We start from the raw sequence: 22133 nt of genomic DNA, 5'->3' as shown, positions 1-22133 counted from the left end.
TAGTTTTTATTTAATATCTAGTAAAAATTTTCTGCATTATCAGAATTTCATGATATAATAAATATATGCAAAAAAAGTCGACTTATGATGAAAATATGTACTTTCAATAATAGGGTGGAAAATCAATTAAGCTCTAAGAGGAATTGGTTTTTAATCAACAATTATTTTTACATCATAAAATTGAATTCAAATTTAAATTATAGGTGACTAATAATTTATAGAAAAGAGGTGTTAATATGGACTGTACAAAAAGTACAGTATCTAGACAGCAAAAAATAGATTTTTTTACTTTAATGAGAGTTTTTTTATTTATGTTTAGTGCTATTTTACTAACATTTATATATTATAACCCGGTTAAGGCATCCGTAACCTCTGACATTTATGGTTCGGGAAGTTCTTACTATGGAAGTCCGATGGCAATTACAAAAGCATCAAATGGTGATATGTATTGTGCTTTTGCTGTACAAGGAAATGTAAAAGGCGGTTCTGGTACCATTGACTACAAGATATATAAATATGTTCCATCTACTAATATATGGACAAGTATTGTTAGTTTAAACTCAAAAGTAGGGCTAAACCAAGATAGCGATTATTATGATGGAATTTCTATGCTCATAGATTCATCTGGAATTTTAAATATTGCAGTTGTTGAGAATGGAACAGTTCTCAATACTGACAATCATTTGTATTGCAAATACAATAAAGGTCTATGTTTTGGAAAATACAACACAAATTCAGGAACATGGGATGGATCTTTTAATGCAATTGAAACACAAGCTCTTAGTGATGGGTCACTTTCAGTTACACATTATCAGTATGAATATACTAAAATGCAAATAAATGCTTCTGGTAATATTACTTTAGCATATATAAAAAGAAATAGTAATAATACTTCAGACAGCTATATCGTTGTTAAATCTGGTGCAAATTCAAATAGTACGTGGTCACAAGTTAAAGAATTACCCTTGAATTTATCTTCTGGTGAATCAGTAAGCATAAAGTATCTTGTCAGTGATGCCTTAGGAAAATTTAGCATTATTTATACTATAACAAGAAGCAATGGTAATGATGTATATGCTCTTGCTTATCCATATGATAATCCCAATCAAATACTTGATGGCTCTACAAAAGGATGTGGATATGATATTTATGGTGCGGTTACGAATTCGGCAGGTAATATATACTTAGCGTATACTGATAGTTTAAATGGGGGAAATGGAATCGTTTTCAATACAGGAGATGATGGTGCATGGGTAACATCCCCCATAGAAGCTAAAGATATACTTTCTTGTAATTGTGGAGACCTTGGAGATCTAGTAATTGATGCAAATGATAATATGTATTTTATTTCGGAAGTATATGATCCTGATAGTTGGCAAATAAACGGGCTATACTTTTATGGCATGAAAGCAGGAAGTAGTCAATGGACAAAAGGTAAAATGGATATTGACAGCCTAAATTATCTTAAAGATGCAGCAAATCAATATAGCATTACCATATATCCAATTATACCTCAAACAGATAAATTAATGGTTCATTATTTTGATAACACTAGTTTGAGTTATGGCTTTATTACAGGAGATGTAAATGATTTTTTCCCTAGTTCATCAAGTAATGTAGCAACGGTGACATCAGACAGCTATACAGTAAGTGCAGGAGGAACGGCAGATGAGAGTATAACAAATGTACCATATGGGACAACAAAAGCAGACTTTATAGCAGCACTGACAAAGGGAGAATCTCATGAGAGCTTTGATGAAGCATCACTGCATGACCCAGTGGTAAGTGGAGACAAGCTAGTAGTAACAGCAGAAGATGGAACGACAAAGGTGACGTATACAGTAACAGTAAATCCTGAACCAATTGCTGCAAATGCATCGAATAACACAATAAGTTTGGATGGAGACAGTATAGCTGCTGGAGGAACAGTAATAATAACAGCAGGAGGAGATAGGCAGGAAGAAGCAGGATCAGTAGTTGGTGATGAGAGATATATACCAAGTACGTGGACGTCTACAGAATCAGGTAAAAGTGGAAACTTTGAATTGAGTGATGATATTTATACATCATCATACCAATCAGATACACCTGGAAGCTATACAATAACAGCAAATTATAAAAAGCAGAAATGGAATGGAAGTGCATGGGAAGATATTGCTGGAGCAGTAGACAGCAAGGATGTAACCTTAACAGTAAGTGAAGTAACGGTGACAATAGGAACAGATGACCTGCCGCCAGCAGGAACAGTAGGAGTTCCATATACTCAATACACATTTACAGCAGCTGGGGGAACAGGAAACAAAACTTACTATGTAACAGCAGGAAACCTACCAGCAGGATTGAACCTTTCAGAAGATGGAGTTTTGTCAGGAACTCCAACGGAAGCAGGAACAAAAACATTTACAGTGACGGTAAATGATGATGGAGTGTGTGAGCCATCGGATAGTCATGAATTTACAATTACAGTGAGTCCTGCAAAAAGTACGGTAGCAATAGTGACATCTACAAGCTACACAGTAAGCGCAGGAGGAAAGGCAGATGAGAGTATAACAAATGTACCATATGGGACAACAAAAGCAGACTTCATAGCAGCCATAACTAAGGGAGAATCTCATGAGAGCTTTGATGAAGCATTACTGCATGACACTATAGTAAGTGGAGACAAACTAGTAGTTATGGCAGAAGATGGAACAACAAAGGTAACATACACAATTACAGTGAATCCAGCACCAACTGCTGCAAATGCATCGAATAATACAGTAGACTTAAGTACTAGTAGTATAACAGCAGGTGGAACTATAACCATAACAGCATCAGGAGATAGACAGGAAGTGGCAGGATCAATAGTTGGAGACGAGAGATATATACCAAATACGTGGACATCTACAGAATTAGGAAAAGGTGGTAGCTTTAGTTTTAATGGGACAAGTTATAATGCAAATTATGTAACAGGTACTGTGGGAAGTTATACAATAATTGTAACTTATAAAAAGCAAAGCTGGAATGGAAGCAGCTGGGTAGATAGTTTAGGAATATCAGACAGCAAGAACATAACCTTAACAGTAAGTGGAGTGACGGTGACAATAGGAATAGATGACCTGCCGCCAGCAGGAACAGTAGGAGTTCCGTATACTCAATACACATTTACAGCAGCTGGGGGAACAGGAAACAAAACTTACTATGTAACAGCAGGAAACCTACCAGCAGGATTGAACCTTTCAGAAGATGGAGTTTTGTCAGGAACGCCAACGGAAGCAGGAACAAAAACATTTACAGTGACGGTAAATGATGATGGAGTGTGTGAACCATCAGATAGTCATGAATTTACAATTACAGTGAATCCTGCAAAGAGCACGGTAGCAACGGTAACATCAGACAGTTATACAGTAAGTGCAGGAGATACAGGAGATGAAACAATAACAAACGTACCAAATGGGACAACAAAGGCAGAGTTTATAGCAGCCATAGCTAAGGGAGAATCCCATGAGAGTTTTGACGAAGCATTACTGCATGACACTGTAGTAAGTGGAGATAAGCTAGTAGTGACGGCAGAAGATGGAATAACGAAAGCGACATACACAATTACAGTGAACCCTGCAAAGAGCACAGTAGCAACAGTGACATCCATAAGTTATACAGTAAGTGCAGCAGGTACAGCAGATGAAGGCATAACAAATGTACCATATGGAACAACAAAAGCAGAGTTTATAGCAGCACTTACTAAGGGAGAATCCCATGAGAGTTTTGATGAAGCATCACTGCATGATCTGGTAGCAACTGGAGATAAGATAGTAGTAACAGCAGAGGATGGAACGACAAAGGTGACGTATACAGTAACAGTAAATGCGGCAACAGCACCTGAAGTATTTACTGTAAACCAGCCAACAAGTGCAGATAATGGAGTAAATGATGATGGAAAAAGTAGTGTAACAGTAACCTGGACAGATTCGATAACAGCAGCAGTAGATCACTATGAAATAGTAGCAAAGGTAGGAGCTGCACCAGAAGTTAGTGATACAGTGGCAGGAGAGACAAGTATAGCAAAAGGAATACAGACAGCTGCCTTTGACTGGACAGCAGGGGAAAACTTATATGTAGGAGTGGTAGCAGTAGATGCAAATGGGTTAAAGACACTATGCAGCGGAACAATAGAGAATGTAACGGTAGAAGCAGACGGACATACAGCATCAAAGAGCACTACAGCAACGGTAACATCTACAAGTTACACAGTAAGTGCAGGAGGAACGTCAGATGAAACAATAACAAATGTACCATATGGGACAACAAAAGCAGAGTTTATAGCAGCACTGACAAAGGGAGAATCCCATGAGAGCTTTGATGAAGCATCACTGCATGATCCTGTAGTAAGCGGAGATAAGATAGTAGTAACAGCAGAAGATGGAACAACAAAGGTAACATATACGGTAACAGTGAACCCTGCGAAGAGCACGGTAGCGACAGTGACATCAAACAGCTATACAGTAAGTGCAGGAGGAACAGCAAATGAAACAATAACAAATGTACCTTATGGGACATTAAAAGCAGCATTTCAATTGGCCTTAATAAAAGGAAATGCAAATCAGACTTGGGATGTATCAGCGTTATCAGACACTGTAGTAAGTGGAGACAAGATAGTAGTAACAGCGGAGGATGGAACAACGAAGGTGACATATACGGTAACAGTGAATCCTGCGAAGAGCACGGTAGCAACAGTAACATCAGGCAGTTACACAGTAAGTGCAGGAGGAACAGGAGATGAAACAATAACAAATGTGCCGTATGGGACAACAAAAGCAGAGTTTATAGCAGCACTGACAAAGGGAGAATACCATGAAAACTTTGACGAAGCATTATTGCATGATCCTGTAGTAAGTGGAGATAAGATAGTAGTGACAGCAGAAGATGGAACAACGAAGGTGACATATACGGTAACTGTAAATGCTATAGTACCACCAGACCCAACACCTGTAGAAACAACAGGTAGTGTAGTAGATGACTCTGGCAAACCTGTTCAGGGAATAAAAGCACAAGTAACTACAGAAACAGATGGAACTAAAACTGTGGCAGTAAAGTCTCAGGATGCTATAGTATTAAGGACACCAGATGGTACAGTATCACCTTTAGCGGATATTTCAGGGTTAAGTTTTTCAACAACAGGAAATACTAATGTTACATTGTCATCGGATGGAACTATTAAAGTTAAAGATTTAGCAAATGGTACACAATCAAAAATAAATGTAACGCTTGATGTTGGCAATGGTCAGAAGATTATTATTGGAACGATTGATGTAAAAGTTTCTGAAAGTGGAGCTGTAAGTATAACTAGTACGCTAATTGACCCTTATGGAATAATAACGGATTCAGTTACAGGAAAGATAATTGATGGAGCAAACTTAACGCTTTATTATGCAAATACAGATAGAAACAAGGCAAATGGGAAAACTCCAGATACAGCAGTATCGCTTCCAATTATAGATGATTTTAAGCCAAATAAAAATAAAAATCCACAAGTGAGTGATGCTAGTGGGGCGTATGGCTTTATGGTATTCCCTAATACGGATTACTATATAACAGTAGATAAAGAAGGATATGACAAATATACAAGTCCTACCATTTCTGTAGGACAGGAAATTGTGAAATTTGATGTCAAAATGAATAAATCGGTATCTTCTTCAAGTGGAGGATCAGGCGGCAGTGGAGGTTCATCATCAACACCAGCTAATGTACAATTAGAGAGAATATCAGGACAAAGCAGGGTTGATACAGCTATAGCAATTGCTAAAGCAGCTTATAAGGATAAAGTTTCAAATGTAATACTTGCATCGTCAGGTGATTATCCGGATGCGTTAGCAGGAAGTGTACTGGCACATAAGCTAAAGGCACCAATACTACTTGTTGGAAACAGCATGGAGGATAGAGAAAAAGTATTAGCTTATTTGAAGGAAAACATGGATCAAGCAGGAAATATATATATTCTTGGAGGAAATTGTGCAGTAGATCCAGATGTAGAAGAAAAATTGGAGGCGGATGGCTTTAAGAATATCCAGAGATTAGGTGGTAAGGACAGATATGAAACGAATGCAAAAATTAATGATATGCTAGCAGTAAAAGAAAGGACACCAGTAATTATTGTATCAGGAGAAAATTATCCAGATGCAATATCAGTAAGTAGTGCAGCAGCGGCAAATCAGTACCCTATATTATTGGTGAAAAAAAATGAAATATCTGATTACGTAAGAAAAAAGATTTCAGATATAAAACCAGATAAGATATATATTATAGGGCTGCAAGGAGCTGTAAGTGATACAGTAGAAAATCAAGTTGTCCAAACTGCAGGTATAGATAAGTCAAAGGTAGTGAGAATAGGTGGAACAGATAGATTTCAAACTTCTCTTAATGTTGCGAAGTATTTTAGTTCGAATGCAGATATAGTATGTGCAGCATCAGGTAATAATTTTCCAGATGCGTTAGCAGGAAGCACTTATGCAGCAAATAGCAATGCACCAATATTGTTAATTAATACTAGCTTAAGTAATGAAGAAAATTTATTTTTGCAAAGCTTAAAGCTAAAAGAAGTAACTATTTTTGGTGGAACAGGAGCAGTAAGCAAGGACGTTGAAAATGATTTATCAAAGATAACTGGCAAGTAACAAGAAAATAAATTTAGAAAGATGACATACAGGTGTCATCTTTCTTTTTATATAATGTTTAAGAAAGGATGTGCTTAATAATGTTAGTATTAGTTTATATATTATGAAGAAAAAGAACTGTCCACATTGATTCCCTTTAACAAACAAAGGGTGTTAAAGATACTAACTTAAATATGAGAAAAATATGTCTTGGCAATGAGATACATTACATTTATTTATAAATGATACTATTAAAAATCTAGGAAAGTGGGGCGTATTATGCCAAAAAATGATAATATGCTAGCAATTTTATGGATGCTGAATTTCTTAAAGATTTGATGGCCCATTATCTTCACTGACCGAATTTGTCAGTGAAGATAATATATAATAGATCGAGATGGAGTTTGAGACCATACTGTAACAAATAGCAACAATAAAATGAATGTGGAGGAATATAAAATGAAGAATACAGTATATCTTTATGTATTTGATACAATGGCAGACTGGGAAATAGGTTATTTGAGCACTGAAATCAATTCGGGAAGGTACTACAAAAAGGGATTAATGCCGCTAAAAGTAGTAACTGTAGGAATTACCAAGACCCCTATTACTACAATGGGAGGTCTGAAAATATTGCCAGAAATTGAACTTAAGGAGTGTAGTGTTAAAGATGCTGCTGCTTTGATTCTACCTGGTGGGAATACATGGACAGAAGCAATTCATTCTCCCATTATAAGAATGGCTGAAAAATATTTAGAGAAAGGTATTGTTGTAGGGGCAATTTGTGGTGCTACAATAGGACTTGCTATGGGGGGAGTATTGAATAAGCGAGCTCATACAAGCAATGACTTGGGGTATCTTAAAATGGTCTGCCCAAGCTATGATGGAGAAAAGTATTATAAGCAGGAATGTGTAGTAACTGATGGAAGTTTGATTACTGCTTCTGGAATAGCTCCCCTTGAATTTGCTTTGCATATATTGAAAATTCTAGATGTGTTCTTACCGCAAACCCTAGATTCCTGGTACAATCTTTATAAAACCCAAGAGTCAAAATATTTCTTTGAGTTGATGAGCTCAATTCAATAAAATGGCTTAAAGATGGTAAGATAGCTACTTTTCACCACTTTCCACTTTAGCGTGGGTTTTGTCGGAAGTGTTGGCAACACCCTTCTAAGGAATCAAGAGTATTTCATTGTTTATGATTATAATACTCCGATAATCAGCTATGGTGCCGAAGGAAGAATCCATTAACCTTTGGAACTGCTTGGAGGAGAAGATGCAATGACTAAAGTTAATAAGTATAATTATTAGTACGCATTCTTCATATTATGTGACTTAAAAGTAAACTATGATGAACTAAAATTGGTAATCGTATAGGGGGAATAGTATGTTTATAAAGGAGATAGTAATTATATTGATAAACAAGCAGTAAGTAATTCCAACGTGATTACTGCAAATGGCACAGCAGCATTAGAATTTGCTAAAGAAATTATGCTATATTTAAAGATTAAACCTGCAGATGAAATTAATAAATGGTATGAGTTTCATAAACATGGAATGTATCAAAAGTAAATTACACTTGAGAAAAGTAGTATAATTATGATTATTTATACCTGGAGATATTTTTAAATATACATTTATAATCAAAGGCGTTATAAATGTATATTGCACTTCCAGCTAAAGATAATACCAATAGGCTATATATGATTATAAAAATTATTTTACTATGTTTGTCCACTTTATAATAAGAATCTGTTTTATACTTAATGGTAAAATTATACGTTTGATAAGCACCTGCTGCCATAATAAAAAGTAATATTACCTTACTTTTTAAATTATTTACTGATATAAATAGATATATTAAAAATGGAAATCCAATATAACATAGAATAGGAGATATTGATTCAACTATATGTCCGCCATCAAGAGGCTTTACAGGTATTAAATTACTCAAATTTATTGTTATTGCAGTGAAACTCAATGCTAAAAAGGTATAGTCTCCTGTAATATAATAAATTATATAGCAAATAAGACCAAGTATCCCTCCCAATAATGGTCCTCCCAGTGTAATAAGTGCATTTTCTTTGCAATTCTTAGGATCTTCATGAGTTATATATGCTCCAATAGGGGTGAACCCTCCAAAAGTGACATTCAGTTTCAAAAACTTTGCTGTAATGTAATGGCCCAGTTCATGGACAATAAGAATAGATAGATATCCTACTGCATATTTAAAATTTATAGCAAATCCTAATATTAAAACTGTGAAAGAAATTATTAAAGTATTGAATAACATTTTTCTAACATCTAGCTTCTTATTTAAATTCTTTTTTCCTATTATTTGTAGCTCCTTATATAATTTAAATGGAACAAACATTAAAAACATGTTGCTATATCCACTTAAATTATAGTCTCGTATTGATTTATTTTATTTTTTTTTTACTTTATTATATTATATAATTCTACAAAAATGTTTAAAAATTAGATAAAATATTATTGACATATATATCGGGAGATGATATATTAGTATATATCGTATGACGATATAACGGAGGATGATAGATTTGGACAATAGTACACCTTTAACAGAGGCTTCATTTTATATTTTATTGGCGACACAAAAACCAAACCATGGATATGGAATTATTCAAGATGTGAGCAAAATGACAGATGGAAGGGTAACGTTGGGGCCAGGGACTTTATATGGTGCTATTAATTCAATGCTTAAAAAAGGATGGATTAGTTTATATAGTGAGGATACAAAATCAAGAAAAAAAAAGGAATATCTCCTTACAGATATGGGGACAGAAGTATTAAAAAAAGAAGTCAATAGGCTGGAAGAACTTATAAACAACGCTAAAAGATGGATGATTAGGGGGGTATAAATATATGTTAAAATTTAAATTGTATTATGACAAAGATGCAGAAGAAGCCTGGCTAAAAAAAATGTGTTTAGATGGATGGGAATTTAAAAAATTTTTTCTTGGATTTTACACTTTTAAACCATGTGAACCTGGAGAATACAATTATCAAATAGATTTGCTTGATAATTGGAAAGGTGATACAGTTGATTATTCATCTTTTATGAGTAATGTAGGAGTACAAGTTGTAGGTCAGTGGTGGAGATGGGTATATTTGAAAAAGAAAGCATCAGATGGTCCTTTTGAAATGTATACAGATGTGGAATCAAAAATTGCTCAATACAGAAGGATTGGAAATCTTTTTAAGGTATTTTCCTTTGTAGAAGCTATTTGCTTTTTTGTGGAACTAATAGGAGCAGTTAATACAGGTGACTATATCTTTGTAATATTTACAGTATTACTTGCAGCAATATTTTTGACAATGATAAGAATTGTATGGAAGTGTAAATTGAAAATTGAGAAATTTAAACGCGAAGGAATGTAGCCAATAATATAGCAATTAAAAATTTCACTTGAAGCTTACGCTGTGTAAGCATTTATACTTATAGATAAGGTTATATTATTTCAAGGAGGGGAAAATATGGATCTTAAGATTCAGTATAATTGTTTAAATATTAATTGGGATGACGTATGTGAAATATTGAAAAAAGCTGGAATGTCATATTTTGAAGGAAAAGTGCATGAGAAAGCTTTTAAAAATAGTCATACTACTATATTTGTTTTTGATAATAATAAATTAATTGGTTTTGGTCGTGCAATTTCAGATGGAGTTTACCAGGCTGCAATTTATGATGTAGCAGTATTACCTGAATATCAAGGTAAGAATATTGGAAGAACAATTGTTAATGGTATTTTAAATCGTATTCCACAGTGCAATTTTATATTGTATGCTTCACCTGGTAAAGAAGCTTTTTATGAAAAATTAAGTTTTAGAAAAATGAAAACAGGAATGGCATTGTTTTGTAATGCAGAAAAAATGCAGACAAAAGGCTTTATTGAATAGATCCTGGCAAGTGGAAGACAGAAACATTTTTCCAACCAATTTGAAAAGCACAAGTGCCTTAAGCCGTTTAAATTGAATGGCTGAGAGTACTTTTTTGGCTGAGTTTATGAAAAGTGAAAAACGGTTGGAAAAATTTCAGCAGATGCCTTTATTATTAAGGGTTTTACATATATAATGAAAATAAGAAATGGCTGTTTTACTGGTTGAACCTTAACATGAGATGTAAAGGTAAAAGATGACAGTAAATATGAGCTTTAGTATGATAGAATATATGGAATAAAGTGTTTATCATATATAAATGGAGGAATGATGCTATGGGAGAATTGTCCACCTTGCCTAATATTGGAAAAACAGTTGAACAACAATTAAATCAAGTTGGGATAGAAACAATAGAACAATTAACTGATATCGGAAGCAGGGGAGCTTGGTCTAGAATAAAAAGCATTGATCATTCTGCGTGTATAAATAGGTTGTATGCTTTGGAGGGTGCCATAGAGGGAATTAGGTGGCATAATCTTTCAGAAGAAGTAAAAGAAGAATTGAAAGATTTTTACAATACATTTAAATAATTGTGCAATTAGATGGCATAATAAAATATAGGGTTTCTAATTTAAGTGAACTTCCAAGTTAGAAATCCTATACCTTTAAGAGTTAATATTAGCGTCCATAAAACTGTAGATATTTTTCAATATTTGATTTTATATATTCGGCATTGTGATTACCACAAAATACATGATTTTGAGAAGTTACGCCTTTTTCCTTCAATATTTTATGTAAAATTGAACAGCCTTCATAAAATCCGCCTTCGTCCTTATTTCCAGCGTCAAGATATACATCAATATGGGAAGAAATACTACTGTTTCTGGCAATATGTATGGGATCATATTTTTCCCATATATCCATGTCTTTAAAATATGGTTTGTCTTCATCTTCAAGTTTCAGTTCTAAAGCAGGCATATGTCCTCCAACTTTTGAAAACATAGATTGATGTCTCAGGGCATTGTGAAGGGCTGCATAACCACCGGCAGATATTCCACCTATATATCTTCCTTTTCTATCTTTTATGGTATTGAAGGTTTTATCTGCTAGAGGTATTATTTCTTTTATAAAATAATCTTCATACATTCCAAGATTTATAATTCTATTGATATTCCCGGGATCAGGTACTTCTTTACAGATTAAGGATGAATTCAAGCAGCGGCTGTTTTCATATCTTGGAGATACAATTATCATAGGTTTTATTTTTCTGCTATTTATCATTTCATCGGCTTTAGTATCTATACCCAGATCAAGAAGTATATTTTCATTTCCACTTCTTCCATGTAGAAAATATAATACAGGCAGGGGAGCTGAGTCATTATGGCTTTCAGGCAAATATACTGATACAGCCATTTCTTTACGAAGTATATTGCTGTAAAAATTTATTCTTTCAACTTTTGATTTTTTCACTTTTTATCACCACTTTAAAAATTTTGTGCTTATTAGTAGCAGGTACTTGTATTATAATAATTGTATTGGCGGTATAAAGCAAGAATTGTATTGCTGAAATTTAGCACAATTTTGATATAAGAATATAGGCATGAAAGATTTACAAACTTATTATTATAGAAAAATTAAGTATCGAAATAGAGGTGAAGGTTGTGAAAGTAGATTATGCAGATAACTGCGATTTTCAGAGTTGGATAGATTTGCTGGAGCTTGTTAAAGAAAGCTTTCCTGGACTAGATTTAAAAGAATATAAAAATGTGCTGCACCAAAGTATTTTGAATCAAGAGGCATTAATTGCAAAAAATGATAAAGGAGAATTAGTAGGGGAACTAATATTTTCAAGGAAGAATTGTGAACTTGCATTTCTTGCAATTCATCCAAGGCACAGAAAGAAGGGAATTGCGACAAATTTAATACAGCATATGTTTGATTTGTTCCCTAAAGGTACAAATTTAAAAGTGATAACTTACCGTGAAGGTGATGTAAAAGGTATAGCTGCACGAAAATTGTATCAGAGTATAGGTTTTATTGAAGGAAAATTTATTACAGTTTTTAATTACCCGTGCCAAGAATTAAATTATATTATTTGAGCATTGTCCATGCCTGATGGCCTGGATTCTATTTTGAATGTATGAAAAATTGATTATTGACTGATGCCTTGGGTACTGGTTTATACTATGAATAGTATCTAAGGGGGAATTTTTAATGAAGATAAGTGAAGTTATGGAGATCACATCTCTTACAAAAAAAGCCATAAACTATTATGAGGAAAATGGACTTATTAGTCCTTCAGTAAATAAGGAAAATAACTATAGGGATTATACTAAAAAAGATATTGAAAAATTAAAGCAAATCTCTGTTTTAAGAAACTTTGATATACCAGTAAAAAAGATTAAAGAAATATTAGTGAACCCTAAAGAAATGGAAAAGATATTTACAGAACATTTAAATAAGATAAAGGCACAAATTTTAAATATGGAAAGATCGAAGGAAATTTTCCAGCTGTGCATAAATGACATTAGTTTTCCAAGTTCCGATATAGGCAAAGTTACTGATGACATGATGCTGCTAAAAAGAAGCCTTGACATGAGTGAAAGGGAAAAAGAAGGGTATATGAAAAGAGAGCTGATACGCATCTTTCCTGGATTTTTTGGTAGATATATTTGTTTGAAGTATTCAAATTACCTTGATGAGCCAATTGACAGTAGAGAAAAGGAAAATGCCTGGATTCATCTTGTTAAAACACTTGACGACAGTCATGAGTTAAAAGTTAATAAAGAAATATTAGAAAACATGGAATTAGATGAAATTGATTGGAATTTGCTTGAAGAAATAATTAAAAACAGAGATAAAGATTTTTATTCAATGAATGAAGAAGACATTCAAAATTATGTAGATAACTTGTATGATGCTGAACTAACTGAAACTGATTTGAAATTGTTAGAGCAGTTTGTAAGTTATACAAGTTCTAAGGATAATATAAAATATATGAACGATTTACTTAAATTAATAGATGAAGATTTAAAGGTACTCAGTTCAAAGTACAAAAAATTTCAAGAAAATCTTTCATCAGTTAATTGCAAAATGAAAAAGGTGTACACAGAGAATTCTAAGGTTAGTGCTAATGAAATTGAAAATAATATGGGGATAATTACTTTACCTGAAATGACTTTTGTTGGCTGTGAATATAAAAAAATTATTCCCCCTGGCAAAACACCTAAACTAATTGAGAATTTTAGAAAAAGAATTGATGAAATTAGTAATGTGATAAATCCCGGTGATATTTATACAATAAATGGAATAGACAGTCTTCCTCAATATGAAAAGCCTAAAACTTTAATTCACAAATTAAGCTTTTCGTTTATAGTAGGGGTACAAGTTTCAAAAGCAGAACAAATACCGAAAGACATGCAAGTATTTACTATACCTTCTCATAAGCATGCCTGGTATACTACTTCAGAAAGTAAAAATTTAAAGAGCTTTATGAAAAATGAAATACCGTTAATTACATTCATTTCCCAGGCGCATAAAATTGTTGAGTTTCCTGTGCTGACGTTATACAGCAGTGATTGTAAAGATACCAGGGAGTCAGCTGTTTATAACTATATGCCGGTAGAATAGGGATAACGTACTTGGTTTAGGTATGTTACCCAATTATTAAAGCTTTTTTATTTTAATTCACACTTTATTTTATTTATTATAGTGTTATCAGAAATTGTAAATAAGTTATCTATAAGATTAGTTCTAAAACTTCCTATACCGGTAACATGATGAGAAAGTTCTCCGCATATTCCCATAAGTGATACAGCTAAAATAGTAGCACCAAATATATCTAAGGAAGAAATATAACTTGCTATAAGTGCAGTAACCATACACCCTGTACCTGTTACCATTGAAAGCATTTCACAACCGTTTTTTATTAAATATGTTTTGCTGCCGTTAGTTATTACATCTACTGCACCAGTAGCTGCAATAACAGAATTTGTTCTAAGGGATAGTTTTTTTACAATTTCTATATTTTCATCAAAGTTATCCTCTGTTATCTTATCACATTCCCCTGCATCTATTCCTTTTGCATTGCTTTCTATACCACAAAGTGCTCTTATTTCAGATAAATTACCTTTGATGACGTCTGGATGACACTGAGAAATAAATTTCTTTGCATAATTAAACCTCAATTTACTGCAGCCAACACCAACAAGATCAATTACTTGGGGAATTCTTTCTTTAAAAGCCGTTTTGCCTGAAATCAACATGGATTTCATTCTAACATCGGTTATATTTCCAAGGTTAACTCCAAGTGCGTTAGAAGCAGATGTAATTTCAGAAACTTCTAGAGGATGCTCGGCCATAATAGGTTTTGCCCCAATAGCAAGCATTGCATTTGCACAATCATTTATTGAAATTGGATTTGTAATATAATGAATAAGAGGTTTTTTTATTTTAACATTGCGTTTTATTTGCAATAGGTTGTTTATCAGTGTCTGTTGATTTGTCATAGACTTTTACCCCCAAGTCTTTCTGAATCTTTATAAGCATTCCATTTTTGCTTAATGTTCCTAAAAAAATAAAGGCAATTGTTCCACCAATAATTGTAGCAGTAAAGAATAAAGGAATATAAAACATAAGTGAAAGGCCTTTTTTGCCCCAGAAATATGTCATAATAGGCGATGAGACAACAGCGCCTATAATACCTGTTCCGATAACTTCACCTAAAACTGCAAAAATCAAAGTATTCTTAGATATTCTATATAAAAATCCTGCTAAAAAAGCTCCGAAAACAGCACCTGTCAAAGCTAAAGGTGGAATTCCCATAAGAAACATTCTTATAATTCCAATACAAACAGCACAAAGCAGCGCATACCAAGGTCCAAAAAAAACTGCACATGTAATATTTATAACAGAAGACATAGGACACATTCCTTCTATACGAAGAATTGGCGAAATGACAACTCCCATTGCCACCATCATTGCCAGCATAAGTTTTTTTAATAGTTTTGAGTTTCTTTCCATAATAAAGTACCTCCATAATAATATTTATTTTCTAAATTTATCACATAGGAAATAAACATCATTATTGTAGGCATAATTTTAGAGTAACCAAATAGCAATTCCCTATATGACAAATCATATTGGTCGGTCGAAGCTCAAAAGCTTCCTCTCACCTTGAAACACAAGTTCCCTCGCTATTTAGTTGTATTTTTATTATAAAGCCCCGGGCGCTCCCCCACTGCTTTTTAAATATAAAAAATGGAACATACCTTGTAAGGCACATTCCATCTACACTCATAAAACATACAAAAACAGCATAAATTAAATATTTCCTTACGTCGGCATTATCCGAATCAAGTTATAGGTCGAAGCATATACTTCCTCTCAGCATGCTTAAGCATGCTCCCTTTTTATGAAAATCATACCATATGTCTTCCATGTATGCAAATTTTTTTTATTCTATTATAGATACTTTTTAAATCCTTTAACCACATCATTGTTATATCCAATTGATTCATAAAATTTATGAGCGTCTTTTCTCTTGAAAGCTGATACTAACATGGTAAAATAGCAGTCTTTTTTCCTGGCAAAGCTTTCAATAAAAGTCATTAGAGTCTTTCCGATTCCCATTCGTCTACAATTATTTTTTACAATTACATTTTCAACGACCATAAAGGGCTTACATTCGCCGCCAAGGTCCTGGCAAATAATACCTAATAATGAGCCAACTAAAGTATTATCACTATCTTTTGCTCCAATTAATATATAGTTTTTGTTTGAATTAATTAATGTAAACTTATCCTTGAATTTTTGCAAATTTGTTTTTTTACCTAAAAGTTCCTCATATAAATTTGATAAGTCATTTAAATCATCATATGTTATTCTAGTTATAGTAACCAAATTTATTTCACTTCCCTTTTCTAATTCTAAGTTCACATCACATTATAGTTTAGAATTTTACATTTTTTATTGCTTTTACTGCTGTAAATATTGTTTAAAATGCTTTGAAATAATATCTTATATAAGAGATAACTTTTAGAAATTTTTGCCATGTATATCTGCAGGTGACTGATTTGTTTGTATGCTTTTCTTATTATGCATTCTAAAAGCAGTGAGCAGTGCTCCGAAGGCACATACAATAGTTAGAACAATATATACATATTTCATCCCATATACGAAAATATCATCTCTTCCTGTAACATAGTCTGTTATACGATAACCTATCTTAATGCTCATAAAACTATATAGGAGGCTTGTGGAAAGTATAATTCCTATAATTTGTCCTAAGTTCCTCACAAGAGAATTGACACTGCCAGCTATTCCTAGTTCATTTTTAGGAACTGTTGACATTATGAGTGAATTATTTGAAGGTTGAAACAAGGATTGTCCTAAACCTAATACCACAATATAAATTATAATCTTTGTGATAGAAGAATATTGATTTAAAAATGATAGAAATATAAAACTTATACTCATAAGCAAAAGTCCTAAAAAACTTAAAAGCTTAGATCCTATTTTGTCTGACAAGTTTCCTGAAAACGGAGAAATCACAGCCATGACCAGTGGCTGTATCATCATTATAAGACCTGTTATACTAGAGTTTAGTTTCATTGCATCTTGAAGATAAAAAGGTATTATAATTATTGAAGCATTTAGACAAACAAATGATATAAATGCACAAAATAAGCTTAAAGAAAATACGTTGTTCTTAAAAATTTTCATTTGTATGAGAGGTTTTTCTATTTTATTTTCTAATACAATAAATACTACTACAAATAGAATAGATACAATAAATATTGTAATTATAATAGGATTATTATATCCGACCTTCTGCCCTTGAATCAGGGAACCAAATAAAAGTACCATTGACAGGAAAATAAAAGTTGATCCTTTTACATCAAGTTCACTATTTATTTCTTTATTTTGAGTTTTACTATGAGGTAATACTTTTAAAGCAGCGATAAATGCAATTACTCCGATAGGTACATTGACAAAGAATATATAATTCCAGCTTAAATAGTAGGTAATAAATCCACCTGCAGGTGATCCTATTAAAGTTCCCAGGGCAACAGAAGATGCCAAGATTCCAAGGGCTTTTCCTCTTTCATTTCTTGGGAAGACCTGAGTTATAATACCTTGATTGTTGGCCATGTAAGCTGAAGCACCAATGCCTTGTATAATTCTAAATATAATAAGCTCTGTAAATGAAGTTGAAATGCCGCACGTGAAGGAAGCGATAGTAAAGACAACCATTCCAAATTTAAATACCTTCATTTTGCCTATTACATCACCTAGTCTTCCAAATACTAAAATAGTTGAGCAAATCGAGATTATATAACTTGCTACAACCCATTCTATAGACACCATGGGTACTGAAAGTTTTCTTGACATTACAGGCAGAGCTACATTCACAATATTAGAGACAAGACAGGACATAAAAGTCATAGATATAACAACAAGTAAAATTCCGTATTTATTTTTATATTCCATGTTAGTTAGATAACCCCTTTCTTTTTAAAATAGTAGTATTTTATTGATATTTACTAGTGAAACATCTAGATATATAATAACAATATAAGTATTGAATTTCATTGAATATATTGATTAATATTAGCATTATATTGATATAAGGGGATGCTGTAATTATGAATAAATCTAAAATTAATTATTACTATAAAGACATGCCCGATAAAAATTTTTTTGTAGATATATTCGAAGTAAAAGTTAACAAGCTGGGAGCTACATTTGAAGAAAATTGGCATGAGCATCTTCAATTTTTTTATTTTATCCAGGGTAGTGCCTTGATCAGGTGTAATTATAAAAGTATTCATGTAAAAGCTGGGGATTTTATAATTGTAAACAGCAATGAACTTCATTACTGTGAAAGCTTATGTGATAATTTAATATATTATATTATAAGGGTTGACCTTTCATTTCTCTTTAGTAGTCAGATGGACTCCTGCCAGACCAAGTTTATGGTACCACTGGCAAAGAACCTTATTTTATTTAAAAATCTAGTTAGAAATGATAAGGACATACTCAATTGTGCAGATAAAATTATTGAGGAGTATTTTTCAAAAAGGCTTGGATATGAACTGGCTGTAAAAGCATATATATATGAGGTTATTGTACTGCTACTCAGAAAATATGTTGAAAAAGTTTTAACAGCAGGTCAATTTAACTGTCGAGTTGATAATCTAAACAGATTAAAAAATATATTTTTGTACATCAACGAAAATTTTACTGAAAAGATAACTTTAGATGAAATTTCAGAAATGGCTCATATTAGTAAAGAGCATTTTTGCAGGACATTTAAACAAATTACAGGTAGATCTCTAACGAATTACATAAATAATCTTAGAATACAAAAAGCAGATTCATTGCTGCAAGAAACTGATTTAAATATAACAGAAATAGCACTGAATTGTGGATTTAGTGATGTAAATTATTTCAGCCGTATATATAAAAAAGTTAAAAATGTATCACCGCTGAATTTTAGAAAAAATTTCTGTAGTAATTTATGAAAATCAAAATTCATTTATTTTTCTTTTACTAGTTGAAATATAAAAAATACAATCGATCCAAACAGTAAAATTAAAAAGATTGGTAGGAATAGTGGTGATAAATTTTTCCCGGTAGTTGATTGTAACGTCAAATATGAAAATACTGAGGCTATCAAAAGTTTTACAGTTCCTATCATGTTTTTTAAAATTCTATATACTTTTTCTTTGTTTTGCTCTGTTACTTGTATTCCTGTATTCCATATTTGAGGAAATTTTTCTACAATGGATATCCCAATAAATATAATCCATCCTACAAGTAAAAGCACAATCAAAGAGTTCTTGTCTGTTACTTTATCAATAGTACCAGCAGCATTATAATGTCCAGGTATTTTTGCAGGAATTGTTTTCCATAGAATAGTCAAAACAACAACTGTCCCAACTAAACATAATAAACTTAAAAGATTGACCATAATGTCAAATTTATTCTTTTTAATTTTCATTTTCAACGCTCCAAATCATATTATTATCAAGGTAAAAACACTCTTAGGAAAACAAATTGCGGTTGTATCTTCAATGTGGGTTAAGTAAATTGAATATTTGTATAAAATTATACTATGAAATTTGAAAGTTGCAAGGCTATGTTTACATTTTGCTAATATATAATGTTATGTTAAAATAATTATTAAGAAGGGAAGCGGATGATATGATTGAAGAGATTTCAACACGCAGAAGTATAAGGAAATACATAGATAGAGAAGTTGAAAATGAAAAAATACTGCAGTTGATCGAAGGCGCAAGGCTTGCTCCATCAGGAAGCAATACTCAACCATGGCACTTTATTGTGGTAAAATCAGAATCAAATAGGCAAAAAATATCACAAGTATGTCATAATCAGAAATGGATGCTTTCTGCTCCAGTTTTTATTGCTTGTGTAGCAGACATACGCTGCAGAATAGACGAAAAAATAGCTGTATCATTGGATGAAAACAGTCCGGAAGAGGAACTTAAACAGATAATTAGAGATACTTCAATTTCTGTAGAACATATATTGCTTGGAGCTGATAACCTGGGATTAGGTACTTGCTGGGTTGGATGGTTTGTACAAAATGAAATAAGACCAATTTTAAATATACCTGATGATAAATATGTAGTTGGAATTGTCACACTTGGTTATGCAGATGAAAAGCCTAAACCTCGTCCACGAAAGAAACTGGAAGAAATTATACATTATGAAAGCTGGAAGTAATTGATTATGAATGACAAGGGTAAAATGATAAAAAATCTTATTTTCATAAATGGAACAATGGGTGTAGGAAAGACAGCAACAAGTAAAGAATTACAAAAACTGCTGCCTAAATGTGTCTTCCTTGACGGTGATTGGTGCTGGAATATGTCACCCTTCATCGTTACAGATGAAACTAAAAGTATGGTAATTGATAATATTACATATATGCTAAATAATTTCATTTCATGTTCGGAGTATGAAAATATTATATTTTGTTGGGTAATGCATATGCAAAGTATTCTTGATGATGTATTATCTAGAATAAACAAAAGGGGCTGTAAGGTGTATAAGTTTTCTCTTATATGTTCAGAAAAATCATTAATTGAACGAATTACAAAAGATATTGAAAATGGAACCAGAACAGAAGATGTCATTGATAGAAGTGTTCCCAGGTTAAACAATTATCTAAAAATGGATACAGATAAAATAGATGTAGATGAAATCTCAGCAAAAGATGCAGCAGAAATAATTTATAAACGGGTCATAGCAACATAAAAGTAATATGAAATTTATTCACCTAGTTCCTTTTTTAAATCTGCAATATAAAGTGACTGCTGTTTTTTTAGATACAAACCTGCAAACAAATTCATTATAGGATTATTTACTGATACTTTTTCTGCAAATTCAATCTGGGTACCATTATTAGCAGGACTAAAAGTTCCAATCCAATGACCCTTCATATTTTTATTAGTCATGTCAAATTCATATCGCTCATAAGGCTTTTTTAAAGTAATGTTAAATTTAGTAGGAAAATTATTTTTTGTATATTCTGTAAAAGAGTTTCCATCTTCTGAAACATCAATTTTACTTAAATCGCTTCGCCACTCATATTTATTGTTGTTTGTAACTACGTCCCATACTTTTTTAATATCTGATTTAAATGTAGTTGTAATGGTCGATTCCTTCATAATACACATTCTCCCTCATAAATTTACTATTTATCTGTATATTGTACAAATAAATTATACTATTTTATACAATATATTACTACATTTTGTTGAGTATTTTCCAACTAATTTGGAGGATAGAGATGTCTTAAGTCATTTGAATTCAATGGATGAGGGTACTTTTTTTATTGAGTTTGTGAAAAGTGAAAAACGGTTGGAAAATTTTCTGTTGATGCCTTTATTATTAAGGGTTTTAGGACTATAATGAAAATAAGAAATGGCTATTTTACTGTGGTTGAACCTCAACATAAGATGTATTTAAATTGTGTTATACTTACGTGCTCCCATCCTTTTCCGTTAGTTGAACCTCAACATAAGATGTATTTAAATGTGTCTAATATAATAGCACCTGTCACACTATCATACGTTGAACCTCAACATAAGATGTATTTAAATTTGTCTTTGTTGCTACATACACTCCAATAACAAATAGTTGAACCTCAACATAAGATGTATTTAAATTGAAAGAGGCTGATTTAATATTTGTGGATCCGCCTTGTTGAACCTCAACATAAGATGTATTTAAATGGAGGTATAAAATTTATGAATATTTTAGGAGTTGATGTTGAACCTCAACATAAGATGTATTTAAATTATATATCTATACCTTTTAACAATTTAAATACCTCGTTGAACCTCAACATAAGATGTATTTAAATTTTCTCTTATAGATCCTTTAATTCTTCTATAGCTTCGTTGAACCTCAACATAAGATGTATTTAAATCCTCATATTCTTTTAATAATTTATAAAATGTATTTGTTGAACCTCAACATAAGATGTATTTAAATAATATATGTGAAATTCTTTCTCTTGTTGCTGTCAAAGTTGAACCTCAACATAAGATGTATTTAAATAATACATCTATA

Annotated in this window: 20 protein-coding genes, 1 CRISPR repeat array and 1 riboswitch (1 of these 22 cut by a window edge); of the genes, 12 read left to right on the top strand and 8 right to left on the bottom strand. The window is 32.3% G+C overall.

Going from position 1 to position 22133, the window contains the following annotated elements; all coding sequences use genetic code 11:
- Positions 1-236: 236 nt before the first annotated feature.
- The 3 genes from CLAU_RS06815 to CLAU_RS21320 all read left to right on the top strand — a co-directional run bounded on the left by CLAU_RS06815 (position 237) and on the right by CLAU_RS21320 (position 8201).
- On the top strand, positions 237-6650 hold the full coding sequence (locus tag CLAU_RS06815; protein WP_013240140.1) for a cell wall-binding repeat-containing protein: 6414 nt from the start codon (positions 237-239) through the stop codon (positions 6648-6650).
- 438 nt (positions 6651-7088) lie between these two features.
- Positions 7089-7715 carry a type 1 glutamine amidotransferase family protein gene (locus CLAU_RS06810; protein WP_013240139.1) on the top strand — a complete coding sequence of 209 codons (627 nt, stop codon included), beginning with the start codon at positions 7089-7091 and terminating at the stop codon, positions 7713-7715.
- 357 nt (positions 7716-8072) lie between these two features.
- Positions 8073-8201, top strand: coding sequence for a hypothetical protein (locus tag CLAU_RS21320; protein WP_275935556.1), 129 nt, complete (start codon positions 8073-8075; stop codon positions 8199-8201).
- Between the two features lie 31 nt (positions 8202-8232).
- Here the strand turns inward: CLAU_RS21320 and CLAU_RS06805 are convergent, their stop codons facing one another.
- On the bottom strand, positions 8233-9012 hold the full coding sequence (locus tag CLAU_RS06805) for a site-2 protease family protein (RefSeq protein ID WP_013240138.1): 780 nt from the start codon (positions 9010-9012) through the stop codon (positions 8233-8235).
- 178 nt (positions 9013-9190) lie between these two features.
- Here CLAU_RS06805 and CLAU_RS06800 point away from each other — a divergent pair, with 178 nt between their 5' ends.
- From CLAU_RS06800 to CLAU_RS06785, 4 genes are all read left to right on the top strand, one after another.
- Positions 9191-9511: a PadR family transcriptional regulator gene (locus tag CLAU_RS06800; RefSeq protein WP_029169907.1), complete on the top strand. Its 321-nt coding sequence runs from the start codon at positions 9191-9193 to the stop codon at positions 9509-9511.
- A gap of 4 nt (positions 9512-9515) precedes the next feature.
- Positions 9516-10031 (top strand): DUF2812 domain-containing protein, encoded by a 516-nt coding sequence (locus CLAU_RS06795; protein ID WP_013240136.1) that lies wholly within the window; start codon positions 9516-9518, stop codon positions 10029-10031.
- A gap of 96 nt (positions 10032-10127) precedes the next feature.
- Positions 10128-10550: a GNAT family N-acetyltransferase gene (locus CLAU_RS06790; RefSeq protein WP_013240135.1), complete on the top strand. Its 423-nt coding sequence runs from the start codon at positions 10128-10130 to the stop codon at positions 10548-10550.
- A gap of 314 nt (positions 10551-10864) precedes the next feature.
- Positions 10865-11119 (top strand): TfoX/Sxy family protein, encoded by a 255-nt coding sequence (locus CLAU_RS06785; protein WP_013240134.1) that lies wholly within the window; start codon positions 10865-10867, stop codon positions 11117-11119.
- A gap of 88 nt (positions 11120-11207) precedes the next feature.
- On the opposite strand, the gene CLAU_RS06780 is transcribed toward CLAU_RS06785, so the two are convergent.
- Entirely contained in the window at positions 11208-11999 is a 792-nt protein-coding gene (locus CLAU_RS06780; RefSeq protein WP_013240133.1) for an alpha/beta hydrolase, read from the bottom strand.
- Between the two features lie 191 nt (positions 12000-12190).
- On the opposite strand from CLAU_RS06780, the gene CLAU_RS06775 reads away from it, so the two are divergent.
- Both CLAU_RS06775 and CLAU_RS06770 read left to right on the top strand, forming a co-directional pair.
- Positions 12191-12628: a GNAT family N-acetyltransferase gene (locus CLAU_RS06775; protein ID WP_013240132.1), complete on the top strand. Its 438-nt coding sequence runs from the start codon at positions 12191-12193 to the stop codon at positions 12626-12628.
- A gap of 115 nt (positions 12629-12743) precedes the next feature.
- Positions 12744-14159 (top strand): MerR family transcriptional regulator, encoded by a 1416-nt coding sequence (locus CLAU_RS06770; RefSeq protein WP_013240131.1) that lies wholly within the window; start codon positions 12744-12746, stop codon positions 14157-14159.
- Between the two features lie 47 nt (positions 14160-14206).
- Here CLAU_RS06770 and thiM read toward each other — a convergent pair whose 3' ends face one another.
- From thiM to CLAU_RS06750, 4 genes are all read right to left on the bottom strand, one after another.
- Positions 14207-15004, bottom strand: coding sequence for a hydroxyethylthiazole kinase (gene thiM / locus CLAU_RS06765; protein ID WP_029169906.1), 798 nt, complete (start codon positions 15002-15004; stop codon positions 14207-14209).
- The gene (thiW, locus tag CLAU_RS06760) at positions 14982-15551 is read right to left on the bottom strand and encodes an energy coupling factor transporter S component ThiW (protein WP_013240129.1); all 570 of its coding nucleotides are present in this window, start codon (positions 15549-15551) and stop codon (positions 14982-14984) included. Before thiW ends, thiM begins: the two co-directional genes overlap by 23 nt.
- 292 nt (positions 15552-15843) lie before the next feature.
- Positions 15844-15949, bottom strand: a riboswitch (TPP riboswitch).
- A gap of 43 nt (positions 15950-15992) precedes the next feature.
- The gene (locus CLAU_RS06755) at positions 15993-16466 is read right to left on the bottom strand and encodes a GNAT family N-acetyltransferase (protein WP_013240128.1); all 474 of its coding nucleotides are present in this window, start codon (positions 16464-16466) and stop codon (positions 15993-15995) included.
- A 99-nt stretch (positions 16467-16565) separates the two neighbouring features.
- Positions 16566-18020 (bottom strand): MFS transporter, encoded by a 1455-nt coding sequence (locus CLAU_RS06750; protein ID WP_013240127.1) that lies wholly within the window; start codon positions 18018-18020, stop codon positions 16566-16568.
- A gap of 155 nt (positions 18021-18175) precedes the next feature.
- Between CLAU_RS06750 and CLAU_RS06745 the strand changes: the two genes are divergently transcribed.
- A complete protein-coding gene (locus CLAU_RS06745) occupies positions 18176-19054 on the top strand; it encodes an AraC family transcriptional regulator (RefSeq protein WP_013240126.1) in 879 nt (292 codons plus the stop codon).
- A 14-nt stretch (positions 19055-19068) separates the two neighbouring features.
- Here the strand turns inward: CLAU_RS06745 and CLAU_RS06740 are convergent, their stop codons facing one another.
- Positions 19069-19533: a DUF1648 domain-containing protein gene (locus CLAU_RS06740; protein WP_013240125.1), complete on the bottom strand. Its 465-nt coding sequence runs from the start codon at positions 19531-19533 to the stop codon at positions 19069-19071.
- A 203-nt stretch (positions 19534-19736) separates the two neighbouring features.
- Between CLAU_RS06740 and CLAU_RS06735 the strand changes: the two genes are divergently transcribed.
- Positions 19737-20279: a nitroreductase family protein gene (locus CLAU_RS06735; protein ID WP_023162236.1), complete on the top strand. Its 543-nt coding sequence runs from the start codon at positions 19737-19739 to the stop codon at positions 20277-20279.
- Between the two features lie 6 nt (positions 20280-20285).
- Positions 20286-20813 carry an AAA family ATPase gene (locus tag CLAU_RS06730; RefSeq protein WP_023162235.1) on the top strand — a complete coding sequence of 176 codons (528 nt, stop codon included), beginning with the start codon at positions 20286-20288 and terminating at the stop codon, positions 20811-20813.
- A gap of 14 nt (positions 20814-20827) precedes the next feature.
- Here CLAU_RS06730 and CLAU_RS06725 read toward each other — a convergent pair whose 3' ends face one another.
- Positions 20828-21226: an SRPBCC family protein gene (locus tag CLAU_RS06725; protein WP_023162234.1), complete on the bottom strand. Its 399-nt coding sequence runs from the start codon at positions 21224-21226 to the stop codon at positions 20828-20830.
- Between the two features lie 273 nt (positions 21227-21499).
- Positions 21500-22133: direct repeats of the CRISPR family, unit length 30 nt; unit sequence GTTGAACCTCAACATAAGATGTATTTAAAT; it runs 1573 nt beyond the window's last position.

Source organism: Clostridium autoethanogenum DSM 10061, from assembly GCF_001484725.1.
In the GTDB taxonomy this organism is placed as follows: domain Bacteria; phylum Bacillota; class Clostridia; order Clostridiales; family Clostridiaceae; genus Clostridium_B; species Clostridium_B ljungdahlii.
The sequence above is the reverse complement of the archived record's forward strand: the minus strand, read 5'-3'. Positions and strand labels throughout refer to the sequence as shown.